At 73.0% G+C, this 17,919-nt stretch carries 17 protein-coding genes and 1 pseudogene; 11 read left to right on the top strand and 7 right to left on the bottom strand.

Annotated elements, in window-relative coordinates:
• Positions 1-14: 14 nt before the first annotated feature.
• From ACZ4Z3_RS25460 to ACZ4Z3_RS25440, 5 genes are all read left to right on the top strand, one after another.
• Entirely contained in the window at positions 15-1,025 is a 1,011-nt protein-coding gene (locus tag ACZ4Z3_RS25460; protein WP_468503169.1) for an LLM class flavin-dependent oxidoreductase, read from the top strand.
• Positions 1,026-1,061: 36 nt separating this feature from the next.
• The gene (locus ACZ4Z3_RS25455; RefSeq protein WP_468503168.1) at positions 1,062-1,385 is read left to right on the top strand and encodes an HAD family hydrolase; all 324 of its coding nucleotides are present in this window, start codon (positions 1,062-1,064) and stop codon (positions 1,383-1,385) included.
• Between the two features lie 205 nt (positions 1,386-1,590).
• Positions 1,591-2,601 carry an alcohol dehydrogenase AdhP gene (gene adhP / locus ACZ4Z3_RS25450; RefSeq protein WP_468503167.1) on the top strand — a complete coding sequence of 337 codons (1,011 nt, stop codon included), beginning with the start codon at positions 1,591-1,593 and terminating at the stop codon, positions 2,599-2,601.
• A gap of 55 nt (positions 2,602-2,656) precedes the next feature.
• Complete coding sequence (gene ppdK / locus ACZ4Z3_RS25445) at positions 2,657-5,350, top strand: pyruvate, phosphate dikinase (protein ID WP_468503166.1); 2,694 nt, start codon at positions 2,657-2,659, stop codon at positions 5,348-5,350.
• Between the two features lie 51 nt (positions 5,351-5,401).
• Positions 5,402-6,112, top strand: coding sequence for a CBS domain-containing protein (locus tag ACZ4Z3_RS25440; protein ID WP_468503165.1), 711 nt, complete (start codon positions 5,402-5,404; stop codon positions 6,110-6,112).
• Between the two features lie 102 nt (positions 6,113-6,214).
• Here ACZ4Z3_RS25440 and ACZ4Z3_RS25435 read toward each other — a convergent pair.
• Together ACZ4Z3_RS25435 and ACZ4Z3_RS25430 are read right to left on the bottom strand one after the other, a co-directional pair.
• Positions 6,215-6,703 (bottom strand): annotated as a pseudogene (locus tag ACZ4Z3_RS25435) (pyruvate formate-lyase-activating protein); the annotation flags it as partial.
• A 60-nt stretch (positions 6,704-6,763) separates the two neighbouring features.
• Positions 6,764-7,387, bottom strand: a complete 624-nt coding sequence (locus ACZ4Z3_RS25430) for a hypothetical protein (protein WP_468503483.1) — start codon at positions 7,385-7,387, stop codon at positions 6,764-6,766.
• A gap of 291 nt (positions 7,388-7,678) precedes the next feature.
• Here ACZ4Z3_RS25430 and ACZ4Z3_RS25425 point away from each other — a divergent pair, with 291 nt between their 5' ends.
• Complete coding sequence (locus ACZ4Z3_RS25425; protein ID WP_468503164.1) at positions 7,679-9,253, top strand: oleate hydratase; 1,575 nt, start codon at positions 7,679-7,681, stop codon at positions 9,251-9,253.
• 12 nt (positions 9,254-9,265) lie between these two features.
• Here the strand turns inward: ACZ4Z3_RS25425 and ACZ4Z3_RS25420 are convergent, their stop codons facing one another.
• Together ACZ4Z3_RS25420 and ctaD are read right to left on the bottom strand one after the other, a co-directional pair.
• Positions 9,266-9,847, bottom strand: a complete 582-nt coding sequence (locus tag ACZ4Z3_RS25420) for a hypothetical protein (protein WP_468503163.1) — start codon at positions 9,845-9,847, stop codon at positions 9,266-9,268.
• A gap of 3 nt (positions 9,848-9,850) precedes the next feature.
• Positions 9,851-11,551, bottom strand: a complete 1,701-nt coding sequence (gene ctaD, locus ACZ4Z3_RS25415; protein WP_468503162.1) for an aa3-type cytochrome oxidase subunit I — start codon at positions 11,549-11,551, stop codon at positions 9,851-9,853.
• Positions 11,552-11,926: 375 nt separating this feature from the next.
• On the opposite strand from ctaD, the gene ACZ4Z3_RS25410 reads away from it, so the two are divergent.
• Positions 11,927-12,631, top strand: coding sequence for a CBS domain-containing protein (locus ACZ4Z3_RS25410; protein ID WP_468503161.1), 705 nt, complete (start codon positions 11,927-11,929; stop codon positions 12,629-12,631).
• Between the two features lie 148 nt (positions 12,632-12,779).
• Here ACZ4Z3_RS25410 and ACZ4Z3_RS25405 read toward each other — a convergent pair whose 3' ends face one another.
• The 3 genes from ACZ4Z3_RS25405 to ACZ4Z3_RS25395 all read right to left on the bottom strand — a co-directional run bounded on the left by ACZ4Z3_RS25405 (position 12,780) and on the right by ACZ4Z3_RS25395 (position 14,998).
• Positions 12,780-13,589, bottom strand: coding sequence for a universal stress protein (locus ACZ4Z3_RS25405; RefSeq protein WP_468503160.1), 810 nt, complete (start codon positions 13,587-13,589; stop codon positions 12,780-12,782).
• Positions 13,590-13,709: 120 nt separating this feature from the next.
• Positions 13,710-14,618, bottom strand: a complete 909-nt coding sequence (locus ACZ4Z3_RS25400) for a universal stress protein (protein ID WP_468503159.1) — start codon at positions 14,616-14,618, stop codon at positions 13,710-13,712.
• Between the two features lie 137 nt (positions 14,619-14,755).
• The gene (locus tag ACZ4Z3_RS25395) at positions 14,756-14,998 is read right to left on the bottom strand and encodes a hypothetical protein (RefSeq protein WP_468503158.1); all 243 of its coding nucleotides are present in this window, start codon (positions 14,996-14,998) and stop codon (positions 14,756-14,758) included.
• Between the two features lie 348 nt (positions 14,999-15,346).
• Here ACZ4Z3_RS25395 and ACZ4Z3_RS25390 point away from each other — a divergent pair, with 348 nt between their 5' ends.
• From ACZ4Z3_RS25390 to ACZ4Z3_RS25375, 4 genes are all read left to right on the top strand, one after another.
• Positions 15,347-15,553, top strand: coding sequence for a hypothetical protein (locus tag ACZ4Z3_RS25390; protein ID WP_468503157.1), 207 nt, complete (start codon positions 15,347-15,349; stop codon positions 15,551-15,553).
• A gap of 153 nt (positions 15,554-15,706) precedes the next feature.
• Positions 15,707-16,600: a universal stress protein gene (locus tag ACZ4Z3_RS25385; protein WP_468503156.1), complete on the top strand. Its 894-nt coding sequence runs from the start codon at positions 15,707-15,709 to the stop codon at positions 16,598-16,600.
• A gap of 195 nt (positions 16,601-16,795) precedes the next feature.
• Positions 16,796-17,113: a hypothetical protein gene (locus ACZ4Z3_RS25380; RefSeq protein WP_468503155.1), complete on the top strand. Its 318-nt coding sequence runs from the start codon at positions 16,796-16,798 to the stop codon at positions 17,111-17,113.
• Between the two features lie 99 nt (positions 17,114-17,212).
• A complete protein-coding gene (locus ACZ4Z3_RS25375) occupies positions 17,213-17,791 on the top strand; it encodes a universal stress protein (protein WP_468503154.1) in 579 nt (192 codons plus the stop codon).
• Positions 17,792-17,919 lie beyond the last annotated feature (128 nt).

Genomic DNA, 17,919 nt, shown 5'->3' with positions numbered 1-17,919 from the left:
CCGAAGGAGCCCCGATGTCCGAGTCCCCCGCAGTGCCGGAGTCCCCCGCCGCCCCCGACCGCGGCCGTGTCGGTGTCATGCTGCCGCTCGACCTCCCCGCCGGCGAGGTGCTGCCCTATGTCCGGCGCGCCGAGGAGCTGGGGTTCGACGAGGTCTGGGTGGTGGAGGACCTCGGCTGGCGCGGCGGTGTCGCCCAGGCGGCCACGGTCCTGGCCTCCACCACGAACCTCACCGTCGGGATCGGGATCATGCCCGCCGGCGCCCGCAACGTGTGCTTCGCCGCGATGGAACTGGCCACCCTCGCCCAGCTCCACCCCGGCCGGCTCATCGCGGGCATCGGGCACGGCATGCCCGGCTGGATGCGCCAGGCCGGGTCCTGGCCGGAGAGCCCCCTGACGCTGATCAAGGAGTACGCGAGAGCGCTGCGCCTGCTCATCGCGGGCGAGCCAGGTCCCGAGAACGGCCGGTACGTCCGCTGCGAGGGCGTGGTGCTCACCGAGATCCCGGACATCGTGCCCCCGGTGATCCTGGGGGTGCGCGGCCCCAAGTCGCAGGCCGTCGCGGGCGAGGTCGCCGACGGGCTCCTCCTCGCCGAGCCCGCCGCACCCGGCTACATCACCGCTTCCCTGCGCCACCTGGGCCCCGCCGCCTCCGCGAGCGCCCCGGAGATCGTCGTGTACGACGCCGCGGCCGTGGACGACGACGAGGAAGCCGCCCTGGCCCGTGTCCGCGCGGCCCTGGAATCGGTGGGTGAGCCGCAGTGGGCCGCGCACATCGACCCCCTGCCCTTCGCCGGGGAACTGCGCGCACACCGCGCCGCCAGCCCCGACGCCCGGCACTTCGCCCGGACGATGCCCGCCAACTGGGTCCGCGCGTTGAGCATCGCGGGCACTCCCGCCCGGGCCCGCGCGGCGATCGACGCCCGCCACGCAGCGGGCGCGACCAGCGTCGTGCTCGCCCCGGCGGGCCCCGACCGTCTGGCCGCCCTGGACTCGCTCGCCCGCGCCCTGCCCCACCGGCACTGACCCGAACGCCCCGACACCCCAAGGGAACCGACCCTCATGTCCACCGACCGCCGCCGCATCGTGCTGTTCGACCTCTTCGGGGTCATCGCCCGCCACCAACGCCCGGGCGCGCTGGAGAAGATGGCCGCCCGCTGCGGCACCTCCCACGACGCCTTCACCACGGCCTACTGGACCCATCGCCCGCCCTACGACGCCGGTCGGCAGACCGCGTCCGCGTACTGGACCGACGTACTGCACGCGCTGTCCCGCCCCGCCGACGCGGGCACGATCGAGGAGCTGCGGCTCACCGACATCGAGAGCTGGTCCCGCGTGGTCAGGCCCGGCAGGACGTCCGGCTCGGGGTCCGGCTCCTGGCCCTGACGCAGCCGCGCCATCAGCCGGGCGGTGGCGCTGGGGTATCGCAGATCCTCCGCGATCCCGGGCCGAAGGGCCAGGGCCTGAAGGCCCTACCGGGTCCACGGGGGCCGGTCGGCCCCACCCGCGAGGACGTCCAGCACCTGCCGCCGCGTCCGGGCGCGGCCGAGCCTGGAACGGCATCGCGTCGACACAGTTCCGGGAGCATTCCATGAAGGCAGCAGTGGTCACGTCGTTCGGCAGGCCCTTGGTGATCGAGGAGCGGCCCGATCCGCGGCCCGGCCCCGGTCAGGTCCGTATCCGGGTGGAGGCGTCCGGGCTGTGCCACACCGACATCCACGCCGCGCACGGCGACTGGCCGGTCAGGCCCACCCTCCCGTTCGTCCCCGGCCACGAGGGCGTCGGGCTCGTCGAGGCGCTCGGCGACGGGGTGACCCACCTGGAGGTCGGGCAGCGGGTGGCCGTGCCCTGGCTGGGCTGGGCCTGCGGGCGGTGCGAGCACTGTCTGTCCGGCTGGGAGACGCTGTGCGAGCGGCAGCGGAACACCGGCTACGGCGTGGACGGCGGCTACGCGGAGAAGATGCTCGCCTGGGCGGACTTCGCGGCCCCCGTGCCCGACGGCGTCGACCCGCGCGACGCCGCCCCGCTGACCTGCGCCGGTGTCACCACGTACAAGGCCCTGAAGGTCGCCGAGGTGCGTCCCACCCAGCTGGTGGCGGTCTCCGGGATCGGCGGTCTCGGTCACCTCGCCGTGCAGTACGCGAAGATCGCCGGAGCGACCGTCGCCGCGATCGACGTCACCGACGACAAGCTCGACCTCGCCCGTGAGCTGGGCGCCGACATCCTGATCGACGCCCGCAAGGAGGACCCGGCGGAGGTGCTCAGGCGGCACGGCGGCGCCCACGCGGCGATCGCGCTGGCCGTCGACGAGGGCGCCTTCGCCTCGGTGTACGGCGGCCTCAGGCGTGGCGGCAAGCTCGTCATGGTCGCCCTGCCCGCCGGAGGCACCATCCGGGTGCCGATCTTCGACACCGTCCTCAACGGCACGTCCGTGATCGGTTCGATCGTGGGTACCCGCCAGGACCTGGACGAGGTGTTCCGGCTCCACGCCGCCGGACGCACGAAGGTGATCTACGAGACCCGCCCGCTGGAGACGGTCAACGAGTCGATCGCCGAGGTAATCGACGGTCGGGTCAAGGCGCGCATCGTCTTCGAGATGTGACTCCGCCGCACCGCCGCACACCTCCCCCGGAAGCCGGACAAAGGAGCGCGACGCCATGGGCCGTTACGTGTACGAGTTCGCCGAGGGCGGCCGGGAGATGGCCGGTCTCCTCGGCGGCAAGGGCGCCAACCTGGCGGAGATGACCCGGATGGGCCTGCCGGTGCCGCCCGGCTTCACCGTCACCACCGAGGCCTGCCGGGCCTTCCTGACCACCGGCTCAGCACCGGACGGTCTGGACCGCGAGATCTCCGAGCACCTGACCGCCCTGGAAGAGGCGGCGGGACGCCGACTGGGCGAGCCCACCGATCCGCTGCTGCTGTCCGTCCGCTCCGGGGCCCGTATCTCCATGCCCGGCATGATGGAGACCATCCTCGACGTCGGACTGAACGACGAGTCCGTGCTGGGCCTGGCCAAAGTGTCCGGGAACGAACGCTTCGCCTGGGACTCCTACCGCCGTCTTCTGCAGATGTTCGGCAGTACGGTCATGGGGGTCGACGGCGCGCTGTTCGAGGACGTCATGGCCCGTCTGAAGCAGCGGCGGGGAGCCGCCGACGACCTGGGGCTGGACGCGGCCGACCTGGGCGAGCTGGTCGAGGCGTACAAGGAGCTGATCCGCGACCGGACGGGTGAGTACTTCCCGCAGTCGCCCGCCGAGCAGCTGCGCCGGGCGGTCCTCGCGGTCTTCGAGTCCTGGAACGGCGAGCGCGCCCGGATCTACCGCCGCCGCGAGCACATCCCCGACGACCTGGGCACGGCCGTCACCGTGCAGACGATGGTGTTCGGCAACCTCGGCGCCGACTCCGGCAGCGGTGTCGCCTTCACCCGCGACCCGGCCACCGGCCGGCCCGGCCTGTACGGCGACTATCTGCCCAACGCGCAGGGCGAGGACGTCGTCGCCGGCATCCGCAACACCGTCCCGCTCGACGAGCTGGGCCGTATCGACCCGGAGTCGTTCTCCCGGCTGCGGGACCTCATGCGCACCCTGGAGACCCACTACCGGGATCTGTGCGACATCGAGTTCACCATCGAGCGCGGCACCCTGTGGATGCTCCAGACCCGGGTCGGCAAACGGACGGCGGAGGCGGCGTTCGCCATCGCGGGCCAGCTGGTCGAGGAGGGGCTGATCAGCGAGGACGAGGCGCTGACGCGGGTCGGCGGGAGCGGGCTGGCACGGCTGATGTTCCCCCGCTTCGACACCTCGGCCGTCGGTGAGGCCCTCGCGCACGGCATCCCGGCCTCGCCCGGCGCCGCCGTGGGCGCGGCCGTGTTCGACTCCGCGGAGGCGGTACGGCGGGCCGCCGCCGGGGAGAAGGTCGTCCTCGTACGGCAGGAGACGACCCCCGACGACCTGCCGGGCATGGTCGCCGCCCAGGCCGTGCTGACCAGCCGCGGCGGCAAGACCAGCCACGCGGCCGTGGTCGCGCGCGGCATGGGCAAGGTCTGTGTCTGCGGCACGGAGGAGATCGAGGTGGATCCGCGCGGGCGCCGCTTCACCGTGGACGGCACCACCGTCGAGGAGGGCACGGTCATCTCCGTCGACGGGTCCGAGGGCGCCGTGTATCCGGGGGCGGCTCCGCTGGTCGACTCCGCGGTGATGCGGTACTTCGAGACCGGTGGGCGGGACGAGGAGTCGACGGGGCTGGTGGCCGCCGTGGCGCGGGCCATGCGGCAGGCGGACGGCGTACGGCGGCTGGGGGTCCGGGCGAACGCCGACACGCCCGAGGACGCCGCGCGGGCCCGGCGGTTCGGTGCCGAGGGCATCGGGCTGTGCCGTACCGAGCACATGTTCCTCGGCGACCGCAGACAGTTGGTCGAGGCGATGATCCTCGCCGGGACCGACGCCGCGCGCGAGCAGGCGCTGGACGCGCTGCTGCCACTGCAACGGCAGGACTTCGTCGGCATCCTGGAGGCCATGGACGGGCTGCCCGTGACCATCCGGCTACTCGACCCGCCCCTCCACGAGTTCCTGCCCGACCGCACGGAGCTGGCCGTCCGTCTGGCGGCCGCCGAGGCGCAGGGCAGCCCGCCCAGCGCGCACGACGCGGAGCTGCTGGACGCGGTGAACCGTATGCATGAGGAGAACCCCATGCTGGGCCTGCGCGGCGTACGCCTGGGTCTGGTCGCGCCGGGGCTGGTCGCGATGCAGGTGCGGGCGATCGCCGAGGCGGTCGTGGAACGGAAGCGGGCTGGCGGCGACCCGCAGGCGGAGATCATGGTGCCGCTCGTCGACACCGTCGAGGAGCTGCGGATCGTCCGTGAGGAGGTGGAGCAGGTCCTGGCGGAGGTCGCCGACCGGTCGGGCGTCGCCCTCTCGTGCCCGGTCGGCACGATGATCGAGCTGCCGAGGGCCGCGCTCACCGCGGGCAGGATCGCCGAGGAGGCGCGGTTCTTCTCCTTCGGCACCAACGATCTGACCCAGACGACCTGGGGCTTCTCCCGTGACGACGTCGAGGCGGCGTTCTTCTCCGCCTACCTCGACAAGGGCATCTTCACGGTGTCCCCGTTCGAGACGATCGACCGTGAGGGCGTGGGCCGGCTGGTCGAGATCGCCGTGGCGGAGGGCCGCGCGGTGCGCCCGGACCTGAAGATCGGCGTCTGCGGCGAGCACGGCGGCGACCCGGAGTCCGTGCACTTCTTCCACGCCGCCGGCCTCGACTACGTCTCCTGCTCCCCCTTCCGCGTGCCGGTCGCCCGCCTGGAGGCCGGGCGGGCCGCCCTGCCGGGGACGGAGGGCGGCGACACCCGGTGAGAGGCGACACCCGGTGAGAGGCGACACCCGGTGAGAAAAGGAGTGGGCGTCATGACCCGCATCGTCGGTGAGGTGATGACCCGTGAGGTCGTCGAGGCGCGCCGGGACACGTCGTTCAAGGAGGTGGCCCGTCTGCTGCACCGGTACCGCATCAGCGGTCTGCCGGTGGTGGACCACGACGACAAGGTCGTGGGAGTGGTCTCCGAGACCGATCTGATCCGCCGTCAGGCGGCGCTGGGGGCCGGTCGGGGCCGGACCCGGCGGTTCCTCGGGCCGGCGCTGCACCGCTCCGGCCGACGAGCCGCTGCCCTGGCCTCGGCCGTGACCGCCGGGGACCTGATGTCGTCGCCCGCCGTCACGGTGCACCCGGAGCAGCGTGTCGCGGACGCCGCGCGTGTCATGAAGCGGCACCGGGTCGACCGGTTGCCCGTGGTGGACGAGGAGGACCGGCTGATCGGCATCGCCACCCGGCGGGATCTGCTGCGGGTGTTCCTGCGCACGGACGAGGAGATCCGCCGGGACGTGACCGACGAGGTCCTGGCCCGTGCGCTGGGCATGCCGCCGGGGGCCTTTACCGTGTCGGTGCGGGACGGCGTGGTGAAGCTGAGGGGTCGGCTGGAGCGGCGCGGTGACGTCCCGGTCGCCGTCCGGCTGACCTGGCGGGTGGACGGAGTGGTCGGCGTGGTGAGCGAGCTGACGTTCCGGGTCGACGACATCGCCGCCGTCGATCCGCGGCCCCTGGGAACCCGCCCCGCACGGTGATCCTCGCCGGTGCGGGGGTGCGGGGGGCGCGGTGCTCTCCCGGATCCGGGCATGACGACGGAGCGCCGGCCGAGTCTCCGCTCGGCCGGCGCTCCGTCCGGGTCACAGGGCCCGCGGGCCGTGTTCCCGGAACTGTTCGCGGACCCGCTCGGTCAGCGCCGGGTCCGGGGTGGGTGTGTCGCGGAGCGGGAAGGGAAGGCCGAGCGCCTCGTACTTGTGGGTGCCGAGCTTGTGGAACGGCAGGACGTCCACCCGGTCGACATTGCCGAGCCCGGCGAGGAAGGCACCCAGCCCGGCGACGGCCGCCGGGTCGTCGGTCCAGCCGGGGACGAGGACGTAACGGATCCACACGGGGACGCCGAGCCGGTCCAGGCGGGTGGCGAAGCCGAGGGTCGGCGAGAGGTCCCCGCCCGTCAGCGTCCGGTAGGTGCGGATGCCGAAGGACTTGATGTCCAGCAGGACGAGGTCGGTGTCGGCGAGCAGGTCGTCGCGGGCGCGGGCGCCGAGGAAGCCGGACGTGTCGAGCGCCGTGTGCAGGCCGAGTTCCTTGCAACGGCGGAGGATCCCTGCGGTGCACGCGGGTTGCAGCAGGGCACGGAGGCGCCCCCGGCGCGACGAGCCCTCACCCCCTCGTCCGTCAGCCGTCGGCCTTCAGAGGAGCCAGCGGTGGCGGCTGACGAAGGGCAGGCGTGCCCACGCCTTGCCCAGGCCCCAGGTGACGCCGGCTCCCGCGGCGGCCAGGGCCACGAGGACGACGGCGTAGACGAGGTGGTAGTCGGCGAAGGGGTTGGTCGACATGCTCGCCGAGCCGTCGGACAGGTGCTTCGCCGGTGGCCATTCCGCGACCCACATCAGGGCCATCATCAGGGTGCCGGCGACCGCGGCGACCCGCAGGCCGACGCCCGTGATCAGGGCGAGCCCGATGCCGAGCAGCCCGAGCATGAACAGCGAGTCCGCCCAGGCGGCACCGGCCCAGTCGTGGAACGTGGACTCCATCGGGCCGACGGCTACGTGGCTGAGGAAGCCCTCGGTCGGTGAACCGCCGTCGATCCAGCCCTTGCCGGACGGGGTGGCGTAGCCGAAGCCGAACATCTTGTCGAAGAACGCCCAGAGGAAGACGAACCCGGTCAGGATGCGGAGCCCGGCGAACACGTACGGGACGGCCGTCGTCGCCACGGCGGTCGTCTCGTCGGCGGAGGCGGGTGCCGTCCCGGTGCGGCGCAGGGACGGGAAGCGGAACGGGGAGTGACGCTGGGGGTGGTGGTGCACGGCCATGATGCTCATCCCTTTCGAGGGTGCGACGCGCGGAGGGTGCGACCTGTCGTTGCGTCTTCAATGTCCCGCGACGTCGACGCCCACCGGAGAGGCCCCACGGGCCTGGACACAGGCCGAACGTCCCGCCTTCCAGGCCCTGTCGGCGGTCGGACGTCTCGTGCGCGGCCATTCGTCCCGCGTGCCGCCGGGCGCCCGACGAGTGACCTATGGCCCCATGACGGCCGGCTTCGGCACCGGGGAAGCTGGGGGTGCTCCGTTCCCGACGGGCGGGCGAGCGCGAGGAGTTGTGTGATGGCGAAGGCATATCTGGTGGGCGGCGGCATCGCGGCGCTCGCCGCGGCGGCGTTCCTGATCCGCGACGGCGGTCTCGACGGATCGGACATCCACCTGTTCGAGGAGCGGCGGCGGATCGGCGGTGGTCTGGACGCCGACGGCACGGCGGACACCGGCTACTCCCTGCGCGGTGGGCTGATGTTCGAGGCCGAGTACCGGTGCACCTACGACCTGCTCTCCGGCATCCCCTCCCTCGACGACCCCTCCGTGTCGGTGACGCGGGAGATCCTCGCCGAGCACGAGCGGTTCGCCTGGGACGGCCTCGCGCGTCTCGTCGACGGGGACGGAAGGATCGTCGACACCCGTTCCACGGGTCTCTCCGAGCGCGACCGCTTCGACCTGGCCCGCTGCCTCGCGACACCCGAGGCGCACCTGGACGGCCGGCGGATCAGCGAATGCTTCGGCGAGCACTTCTTCACCACCAACTTCTGGTTCCTGTGGTGCAGCACGTTCGCCCTGCAACCCTGGCACAGCGCCATCGAGTTCCGCCGCCACCTCAAGCGCTTCCTCCACCTGCTCCCGGAGTTCGCGACCCTGTCGGGTGCGCACCGCCCCCGCTACAACGCGTACGACTCCGTGGTGCGGCCCCTGACGGCCTGGCTGCTCGACCGCGGGGTGACCGTCCACACGGGGTGCCGGGTCGTCGACCTCGAGTTCGGGCCGGGGCACCGGGACATCACGGTCGCGGCCCTCTCCCTGTCCCGCCGGGGACGGGACGAGAAGATCGCCGTGGCGCCCGACGATCTGGTCCTGGTGTCCAACGGCTCCATGGCCGACTCCTTCAGCGTCGGCTCGCACACCTCACCGCCGCGCCCGCCGCGCCCCCGCTCGGACGCCTGGCTGCTCTGGCACCGGCTGGCCCGCGGGCGCGACGACTTCGGCAATCCGGACGCGTTCGACAAGCGCGTCCAGGAGTCCCGCGTGGAGTCGTTCACCGTGACCACGGAGGACCCCGGCGTGTTCCTGGACGCGCTGGCGAAGTTCGGCGGGCACGGGGCCGGGCACGGCGGGCCGATGACGTTCACCGGCTCCGACTGGCTGCTCACGATCGTCGCGGACGGCAGGCCGGTCCACCCCGACCAGCCCGGGGGCGTCGGCGTGTGGTGGGGGTACGCCCTGCACCCCGGCCGGGCCGGCAACCGGACGCCGAAGCCGATGACGATGTGCTCCGGGCGGGAGATCCTCGAAGAGGTCCTGCACCATCTGCGCCTCGACGAGGCGGTGGCGGCCCGCGTGCTGGCGACCTCGACGGTCGTGCCCTGCCTGATGCCGTACGCCACCAGCCAGTTCCTGGCCCGCCGGCGCGACGACCGGCCGGACGTGGTGCCCAAGGGGTCGGTCAACCTCGCGTTCATCGGGCAGTTCGCCGAGGTCCCGGCCGACGCGACCTTCACGGTCGAGTACTCCGTACGGACGGCGTGGACCGCCGTGGCCGGGCTCCTGGCCCTCGACCGGCAGCCGCCCGCCGTCTACAAGGGACACCACGACCCGCATGTGCTGGTCGCCGCGCTGGAGACCATGCACCGGCGGTGACGGGGAGCGCCGTCACCTCCCCGGACGGCTCCCCGGGATGCGGCGGGCCACGCGGGCCCTGCCGGCCGCCACGGCGAGGAACAGCGCCGTCAGCAGGACGGGCACCGCGACGGCCGCCCCGGCCGCGCCATGTCCGGCGCCGACGGCCACCGGCAGGAGCGCGGAGGCCACCGCCGCGCCGAGGCCGACTCCGAGGACGGTGACGAAACGGTTCCGGGCGCGGTACATCCGTGCCCGGGGCGGTAGCCATGGGCGCGTGTCGGCCCGGCCGAGGTGGTGCGGGTGGGCCGCCTGGGTCGCCAGGACCTCCCGTGCCTCGCTCCGCCGCCGTCCGGCCGCGCGGATCACCAGGCCGGCCGTGGTGGCGGCGCCCGCCGCGGCCAGCACTCCGGGCGCCCACCACGGGTCGGCCACAAGAAGCAGTACGGCGACTCCCGCGACCGTCGTCCAGCCGCCCAGGCAGGCCGCCGCCGTACCGCGCACGGAATCCAGACGGTCGGCACCCGCTCTCAGCGTCGCGAGGGCAGGCAACCACCACACGCAGCCGGAGGCGGTCACCAGTGCGGCTCCCAGGGCCGGGACGGGGTGTGTCACGGTTCAGGCCGTCCTCTCGATCGCGGCGATCTCCGGGTGGTGCAGGTCGAACGCCGGCGACTCGGAGCGGATCCGTGGCAACGAGGTGAAGTTGTGGCGCGGCGGCGGGCACGAGGTCGCCCACTCCAGGGAACGGCCGTACCCCCAGGGGTCGTCGACGTCGACCTTCCTGCCGTACTTCGCGGTCTTCCAGACGTTGTAGAGGAACGGCAGGATCGACAGGCCCAGCAGGAACGAGCCGATCGTGGACAGGGAGTTGAGGGCGGTGAAGCCGTCCGCGGCGAGGTAGTCGGCGTACCGGCGGGGCATGCCCTCGGCGCCGAGCCAGTGCTGGACGAGGAAGGTGAGGTGGAAGCCGACGGTGAGCGTCCAGAAGGTGATCCCGCCGAGGCGTTCGTCGAGCATCCTGCCGGTGAACTTCGGCCACCAGAAGTGGAATCCGGCGAACATCGCGTACACGACCGTACCGAACACCGTGTAGTGGAAGTGGGCCACCACGAAGTACGAGTCGGACAGGTGGAAGTCCATCGGCGGTGACGCGAGGATCACCCCCGTCAGGCCGCCGAAGACGAACGTGATGAGGAAGCCGGTGGTCCACAGCATCGGCGTCTCGAAGGAGAGGCTGCCCTTCCACATGGTGCCGATCCAGTTGAAGAACTTCACGCCGGTCGGCACCGCGATCAGGAACGTCATGAAGGAGAAGAACGGCAGCAGCACCCCGCCCGTCACGTACATGTGGTGCGCCCACACCGTCACGCTCAGGCCGGCGATGGCGATGGTGGCGCCGATCAGGCCCATGTAGCCGAACATCGGCTTGCGGGAGAAGACGGGGATGACCTCGGAGACGATGCCGAAGAACGGCAGCGCGAGGATGTACACCTCCGGGTGCCCGAAGAACCAGAACAGGTGCTGCCAGAGCAGTGCTCCGCCGTTGGCCGCGTCGAAGACATGGCTGCCGAACTTTCGGTCGCTCTCCAGCGCGAACAGCGCCGCCGCCAGCACCGGGAACACCAGCAGGATCAGCAGGGCGGTCAGCAGCACGTTCCAGGTGAAGATCGGCATCCGGAACATGGTCATGCCGGGGGCGCGCATGCAGATGATCGTGGTGATGAAGTTGACCGCGCCGAGGATCGAGCCGAAACCGGAGAGCGCCACGCCCATGATCCACATGTCGGCGCCGAGTCCCGGCGAGTGGACGGCGTCGGACAGCGGGGCGTACAGGAACCAGCCGAAGTCGGCGGCGCCGCCCGGCGTCAGGAAGCCGAATGCGGCGATCGACGAGCCGAACAGGAACAGCCAGTAGGCGAGCATGTTCAGCCGCGGGAAGGCGACGTCCGGGGCACCTATCTGCAGCGGCATGATCCAGTTGGCGAAGCCGGTGAACAGCGGCATGGCGAACATCAGCAGCATGATCGAGCCGTGCATGGTGAACGCCTGGTTGAACTGCTCACTCGACATGATCTGCAGGCCGGGGCGGGCGAGTTCGGCCCGCATCATCAGGGCCATCACACCGCCGACGACGAAGAACGCGAACGCGGTGACCAGGTACATCGTCCCGATCTTCTTGTGATCGGTGGTCGTCAGCCAGTCGACCCACGTCGACCGCCCCGCCGCCGGGACGGCCGCCCCGGCGTCCTCACGGACCGGGGGACCCGACCGCGCCCCCGCCGTGTGCTTCATCTGGTCCAGCTGCGCCTCGTCCATCGGACGGCGTCCTCCCCATCTGCTCATGTGCTCAAGGGCCGGGAAGCGCCCGCGCGTACGAGTGGGAGACGCGGCGCTTCCCGGCGCCGCCACATGATCGTCGGACCGGCCCCCCGCGCCGATAGGGTCGAACGGTCCCCACGTCGTCCCGCGACGGGGTCGAACGGTCCCCTGTCGGCTGCGGGCCAGGGCGCCGCGGAGCTGCGGCGGGACACGCGCCCGCCCGCGGGGCATACGGGCTGGTCGGTCCAGGTCCGGGGGCCGAACGGCCCTTGGGGCGGGCCCGGCGGCGGCGAAGAGTGGGAGTAGAAGGAGTTGAGCAGCGCAGAGCACAGCAGAGCAACGCAGCGTGAACGTCGTCAGGAGGCGAGAGGCATGCGGCACCGGATGGTGAGTGACCTCATGACCACAGACGTCGTGCGGGTGCGGCGGGACACCGGCTTCAAGGAGATCGCGAAACTGCTCGCCGAGTACGACATCACGGCCGTACCCGTCGTGGACGACGACGACCGTCCCCTCGGCGTCGTCTCCGAGGCCGACCTCCTGCGCAAGGAGGCCGCGCAACTCGACCCGGCCGGGCTGCTGCCGGTGCCGCGTCCGATGGACGCCGCCGGCGCGAAGGCCGAGGCGTCCACCGCCGAGGGGCTGATGAACAGCCCCGCCGTGACCGCGCGACCCCAGTGGACGGTGGTGGAGGCCGCCCAGGTCATGGAGCGACACCACGTCAAACGACTGCCCGTGGTCGACGAGGCGGGACGACTCGTGGGGCTGATCAGCCGCGCCGATCTGCTGCGCGTCTTCCTGCGCGGCGACAGCGCGATCCGGGAGGAGATCGCCGGGGAGGTCCTGGTACGGACCCTGGGCCTCGCGCCCGACACGATCACCGTGCGGGTGGTCGGAGGGCGGGTCGCGCTGCGGGGCACCGTCGAGCGCGCGTCCACGGTCCCCGTGATGCTTCGGCTGTGCCGGGGTGTGGACGGCGTCGTCGATGTCTCCGCCGAACTGGATCACCGGATCGACGACACCGCCGAGGCACCGTCGGACCAGGGGATGACCCGCCGCGCCCAGCTGGCGAACTGACCAGGAGCGGGGACGAGGGGCCGGGCTGTGACGCCGGATCCGTCGGGCTGGGACAGCGACCCGGCCCTTGCTGCTTCCCCCTCCCGCTCTCCCCGCTCCGCTAGTTCTCGCCGCTCTCCCCCGTTCTGCCTCTTCCCTGCGCCCTTCTCTACGCCGTTTCGTTCCCGGCGGGGACGATCAGGACCGGGCAGTGGGAGCGGTGCAGCAGTTCGCGGGCCACGGGGCCGAGATGGCGGCCGGGACCGTGCGTCGCGTGGCCGGCCGCGACCACGACGAGGTCGGCGGTGCGGGTGGCGTCCACCAAGGCCCGTACCGGAGCTGAGCCCGGCTCGGGGGCGTCCACACGTACGGTCGGGTGCCGCTCACCGAGGTCCGCCAGCGCCGCGTCGAGCGCGGAGCCCCCGGTCGACCGTCCGTTGGCCCTGTGGGACGCCACGGAGAGCACGGGGTGATGCGTGGTGAACGGGGGGATCCGCAGGCGTGCGCGGCGCAGTTCGGCCTCCTGGAAGGCGTAGGCCGCCGTGCCCGCGTCGGTGGCGTCGTCGAGTCCGAGGATGATCTCGTCGTGGCTGTTCATCGGTGAGTCGCCGCGCACGACGAGCAGCGGTCCCGGCGCGTGCGCGGCCAGGCGCGCGCTCACCGAGCCGACCACCGCGCCGAGGATCCCGCCGAGGTCCCGGCAGCCGACGACGGTGAGGTCCGCGTGCCGTCCCCGTTCGGCGAGGACGCCGGCCGAGTGCCCCTGGACCGGGACGGTGGTGACGGCCGTGCCGGGCCGACGGGCGCGCACGCGGGCGGCGGCGGACGCGAGCACGGGGCCGGCCTCGTCGAGGTCCGGCACGGTGTGGACGATCTCCAGCCCGACGCCGCGCAGGGCTGCCTCATCCGCGGCGCGGTCGAGGGCGCGGACGGCGGTGATCGTGCCGTCCACACCGACTGTGACGTGACGGTTCCTCATGGTTGTTCCTCCTGTCGGGGGGTTCCGGACGGCTCTCGGGCGGCCGCTCAGTGCGCGGTGGCCCAGGTACACGGGGACCAGGCGGCTGGGCCCAGGCGTGCTGGCCCAGGTGTGCTGGGCTCAGGTGTGCGGTACGACGGCCACCGGGCAGCCGACGTGGTGCAGGACCCCGTGGGTGACGGGCCCTGTGTGCGGGCCGGGCCGGGCGTCCCGGATCCGGCGTCCGACGACGACCAGCGCGGCATCGGCCGACGCGTCGACGAGCGCGCCCGCGGCCCGTCCCTCGACGACCGTCTCGGCCACGGTGACCTCGGGGAACTTCTCGCACCACGGGCGGAGTGCCGCGACCACGGCGCGTTCCCGTTCCGCGAGCAGTTCGGTTCCGGGATCCGGGTCGTGGGTGTAGTCGACGGCGTACGCCGTCGGGAGCCGGTAGGCGTGGACCACGCGGAGCCGGGTGCCGTAGCGCCGGGCGGCGGCGAAGGCGAACTCGATCAACTCGTCGCAGGGGTGGGAGACGTCGAGCCCGAGGACCACGTCCCTGTACGGGAGTTCGGGTATCTCGTCCGGCGACACCCCGTCCGGGGCCGGGAGGTGTTCACCGGCGGCGCTCTCCCCGGACCGGACGAGCACCACGGGGCGCGTCGTCCGCGCCACGACCCGCTGGGAGACCGAGCCGACGACGAACCCGGCGAGACCGCTCAGTCCACGGGACCCGAGGACCAGCAGTTCGGCCTCGTCGGTGGCGCCGAGCAGGGCGGCGACCGGGGCTTCCCGCACGAGCCGGTCCTCGATGCCGAGGCCGGGGTGCGCGGCCCTGACGCTGCGGACCACCTCGTCCAGGATCTGTTCGGCCCACGCGCGCTGACCGGTACCGAGGGGGACGGAGGCCGGCGGACGCGGATGCCACTCCCAGGCGTGCACGAGCCGCAGCTCCATGCCCCTGCGCAGGGCTTCCCTGGCCGCCCAGTGGGCGGCGGCGAGACTCTCGGTCGATCCATCGACTCCCGCGATCACGTGCCGAACCATGGTGCGCACCTCCTGTGTCCCGGCCGCGGTGGGCCTGAGCCGAGCATCGGGGAGGGAGACGGCGGTGCGCAGGGGGCCGCAAGTCCTTCCCCTGGGCCCTTAGGCCCCAACACCCCCCTCGACACGGGCCGAACGGCTCAGCGGGACACAAGAGCCGGGCCGGGGCGACGGGCGTCCACGTCCGTCGGCGAGCCCGTCGGCGAGGGCGAGGGCACGGTCGTCGACAGACCTGTCGGCGGGACCGGACTCGCCGGAGCCCCCGGCGTCACCGGCACCACCGGCGTCGTCGGCAGCCGACGGCTCGCGCGGCGGTCCGTACGGCGGCGCAGCGCGCGGAGTGCCAGCGCGTCGCGCACGGCCCGCAGGACGAAGGCCGCCACGGCGGAGCCGGCCAGCAGGACGGCGTACCGCTTCCGAACGAGCGAGGTCGATCTCGACCTCGATGCCGATGCCGATGCCGATGCCGACCGCAGCGTCACTGCCGCTCGCGGCGTCGCTGCCGTTCGCCGTCTCGATGCCGATGCCGTCGTGACCATTGCGGCGCACCCCTTCCGGGTCTCGGTCCCCCTCTTTCAGGAAAACGCCCGGCGTGCCACGGCGGAGGGTGCCGAAGGGCTCCCGTCGGATGCCGTACGGCCCCTACTGCGTCCGGCGCGGCGCCACCACTGCGGGGCAGGGTCCACCACCCAGGCCCACCGGCTCCGCGGCGCCTCCAGCGCGTCCTGCTGGTGGCCACCCACCACGGGCTGCGGGCGTCGCTCGTGCACCAGGCGCTGGAGTGGCCGGATCTGCGAGCGCGGGTCGTACCCCCGGCGGACGCCCTCCGCGCCCACGCGCAGATGGTGATCCGGTTGGGCTACGGCCCGGAAGGCCCGCCGTCCCCGCGCCGTCCCGCCCGGCAGGTGCTGGACGCGGACCTGCTGTTCGCGTCCTGACGGATTCGTGGCCCGCGCAGGGCCTGAGGGCCCGGGGCGCGTGCCGTCCGGCCCCTGACCCCCGCGCCCTGGCGGGGAGAGAATGGAGGGGACGGAAGTGTGGGCGGACGCGTGAGGATGCGACGGCCGGCACGCCGACGGCGGAGGTGGGCCATGACCGGCTCTGTCACCGTGGGTTTCAACGGCACCCCCGCCGGTATGACCACCGTCTGGTGGGCCGTTCGCGAGGCCGCCGCCCGGCGCCTGCCGATCGTGCTGATCCACTCGTGGACCACCCAGCCGCTTGATGTGCCGACCCTTCCGCAAGAGGCCCGCAGCAAGCGTCAGTACGGCCGGGACGCGCTGGGCCGGGCCGAGGCGGAGGTGCTGCACCGCTACGGGGACCTGGACCTGTCGACGGAGCTGGTGTCGGCCCCCGCCGCCGATGAGCTGGTGGACCGGAGCGCCGACGCGGCCCTGCTCGTCGTCGGTTCCCGCGGCCACGGCTCCCTGGCAAGCTTCCTGCTGGGCTCCATCAGCCTGCACGTGCTGGGCCAGTCCCGGTGTCCGGCCGTCACCGTGCGGGCCGGCGATCCGTCCGCCGACGACAGCCGGGGCGGGCCCGCGGTGGCGAGCCAGGACGCGGTCGTCGTGGGCGTCCAGGAGCCCGGTCCGGGCGCCGACGCGCTGCTCGACTTCGCCTTCGCCGAGGCCGCGTCGCGCGGAACCCCCGTCCGTGTCGTACGGGTCCTGCCCCTGCTGGCCTCGCTCGCGGCCCACCCGCACGGGAAGCTCGTCACCGAGCCGGTCGGCCCCTTCGAGGCGGAGGAACGCGTACGGCTGACCGCCGGGCTGAAGCCCTGGCGGGAGACGTTCCCCGACACACCCGTCGAGGAGCAGGTCACCACGGGCCATCCCTCCCAGACGCTGCTGACGGCCGCGGTCGCCGGCCGCCTCCTCGTCGTGGGGCGCCACCGCCACCGGCCCGGCCCATGGAGACTGGGCCCGGTCGCCCACGCGGCACTGCACCATGCGCCCTGCCCCGTGGCGATCGTCCCGCACGACTGAACCGCGACCGTGCGACCGCTCGCGCCGACGGCAGTCCGCACGAGAGGCATGACAGCGGCCGAACTGACGGGCCCGCGCGGGAACAAGACACCTCCGCGCGGCGCTGTTCCTGATACCCCGCCGGTGTCGCGACCTTCACGGTGAAGCCCGCGCGGAAGGGGCCCCCATCGCGGCGCGGAGAAAGGTGTGAGACCCATGACGGCTCCAGGGCAGGAGCGGCATTCACCGGGTGACGAGCCCCCGTTGGTGACCTCCTGCGGGCGCAGGATCACGGTGAAATGCCTGACGCTGATGGCCGCCCGGCCCATCACCCGGGTGACCTTGCGTGTGGGGCCGGACCAGGGTGACGAACCCGGCGTCTGGGCCGCGCTGACGGCCGAGGAGGCACGCGATCTGGCCCACCGACTACTCACCCACGCCGCCTGGGCCGAGTCCGTCGCCGGAACCAGTGCCGGCGCTGCCGCCGGTGCCGGTGCCGGTGCCGGAGCCGGAGCCGGAGCCGCCCGAGGGTGAGCCGGGGGCCGTTCGGCTGACGGGGCGAGCCCCTCGGCCCAAGCCCTGTCCTCCTGCGGCACCGCATGGTGGTTCCAGAGGCCGTCGAGGGAGGCCGCCATGCCGGAAGTCACCGCCGAGGAAGTCCCCGGCGAGAACGTCATCGTCGTCGGCGTCGACGGCTCCGAGGCGTCCGTGTCCGCGCTGCGCTGGGCGGTCCGGGAGGCCCACTCGGTCCACGCGGAGGTCGTCGCCGTGCACGCCTGGGAGCCGGCCGGGCCCACGCTCGCCCCGTACGCTCCCCCGTCGGCCCGCCCGACGGTCACCGAACAGCGGGTGAGAGCCGCGGGATTGCTCGCCGACACGCTGCGAGAGGCCCTCGGCCCGGGGATCGACGGTGACGTCCACGCCGTCCTGACGCACGGGCCACCCGTTCGGGTGCTTCTGCGACATGCCCGCGGCGCGCGCCTGCTCGTTCTGGGACGCCGGGCCCATGGCGCGTTCGGGCTGCCACCGATCGGGGCGGTCGGCCGGGAGTGCCTGCTCCAGGCGACGGTTCCCGTGGTCGCGGTGCCCGCCCCGGAGCCGTCCCCGGCGACGTCCGGCGGAGGACCGCTCCTGCGGGACGCGGGCGATGGTCAGGACGGTGACGACGTCCGCGCTCTCGTGGCACGGGTGACGGCTCCCGTGCGGAGGTGACACGTCGGGGGCGTTCGGCCCTGGCGCGTTCGCCCTCCTCGTGTTGTCCTGAAACCGATGGGAAGGGCCCCGTAGGAGAGACGCGGAGAAGCGACCCGCGAGGTCGCGCACCGCGCGATCAGGATCCG

This window comes from Streptomyces sp. NPDC030296 (genome assembly GCF_055572815.1).
Note: the sequence above shows the minus strand (reverse complement) of the source record. Positions and strands in the feature narration are given on the sequence as shown.

Excerpts from the sequence above, each read along its gene's own strand:
- ACZ4Z3_RS25460 (WP_468503169.1), top strand. The coding sequence starts at position 15 with ATGTCCGAGTCCCCCGCAGTGCCGGAGTCCCCCGCCGCCCCCGACCGC.
- ACZ4Z3_RS25455 (WP_468503168.1), top strand. The coding sequence starts at position 1,062 with ATGTCCACCGACCGCCGCCGCATCGTGCTGTTCGACCTCTTCGGGGTC.
- adhP (WP_468503167.1), top strand. The coding sequence starts at position 1,591 with ATGAAGGCAGCAGTGGTCACGTCGTTCGGCAGGCCCTTGGTGATCGAG.
- ppdK (WP_468503166.1), top strand. The coding sequence starts at position 2,657 with ATGGGCCGTTACGTGTACGAGTTCGCCGAGGGCGGCCGGGAGATGGCC.
- ACZ4Z3_RS25440 (WP_468503165.1), top strand. The coding sequence starts at position 5,402 with ATGACCCGCATCGTCGGTGAGGTGATGACCCGTGAGGTCGTCGAGGCG.
- ACZ4Z3_RS25430 (WP_468503483.1), bottom strand. The coding sequence starts at position 7,387 with ATGGCCGTGCACCACCACCCCCAGCGTCACTCCCCGTTCCGCTTCCCG.
- ACZ4Z3_RS25425 (WP_468503164.1), top strand. The coding sequence starts at position 7,679 with ATGGCGAAGGCATATCTGGTGGGCGGCGGCATCGCGGCGCTCGCCGCG.
- ctaD (WP_468503162.1), bottom strand. The coding sequence starts at position 11,551 with ATGGACGAGGCGCAGCTGGACCAGATGAAGCACACGGCGGGGGCGCGG.
- ACZ4Z3_RS25410 (WP_468503161.1), top strand. The coding sequence starts at position 11,927 with ATGCGGCACCGGATGGTGAGTGACCTCATGACCACAGACGTCGTGCGG.
- ACZ4Z3_RS25405 (WP_468503160.1), bottom strand. The coding sequence starts at position 13,589 with ATGAGGAACCGTCACGTCACAGTCGGTGTGGACGGCACGATCACCGCC.
- ACZ4Z3_RS25400 (WP_468503159.1), bottom strand. The coding sequence starts at position 14,618 with ATGGTTCGGCACGTGATCGCGGGAGTCGATGGATCGACCGAGAGTCTC.
- ACZ4Z3_RS25385 (WP_468503156.1), top strand. The coding sequence starts at position 15,707 with ATGACCGGCTCTGTCACCGTGGGTTTCAACGGCACCCCCGCCGGTATG.
- ACZ4Z3_RS25380 (WP_468503155.1), top strand. The coding sequence starts at position 16,796 with ATGACGGCTCCAGGGCAGGAGCGGCATTCACCGGGTGACGAGCCCCCG.
- ACZ4Z3_RS25375 (WP_468503154.1), top strand. The coding sequence starts at position 17,213 with ATGCCGGAAGTCACCGCCGAGGAAGTCCCCGGCGAGAACGTCATCGTC.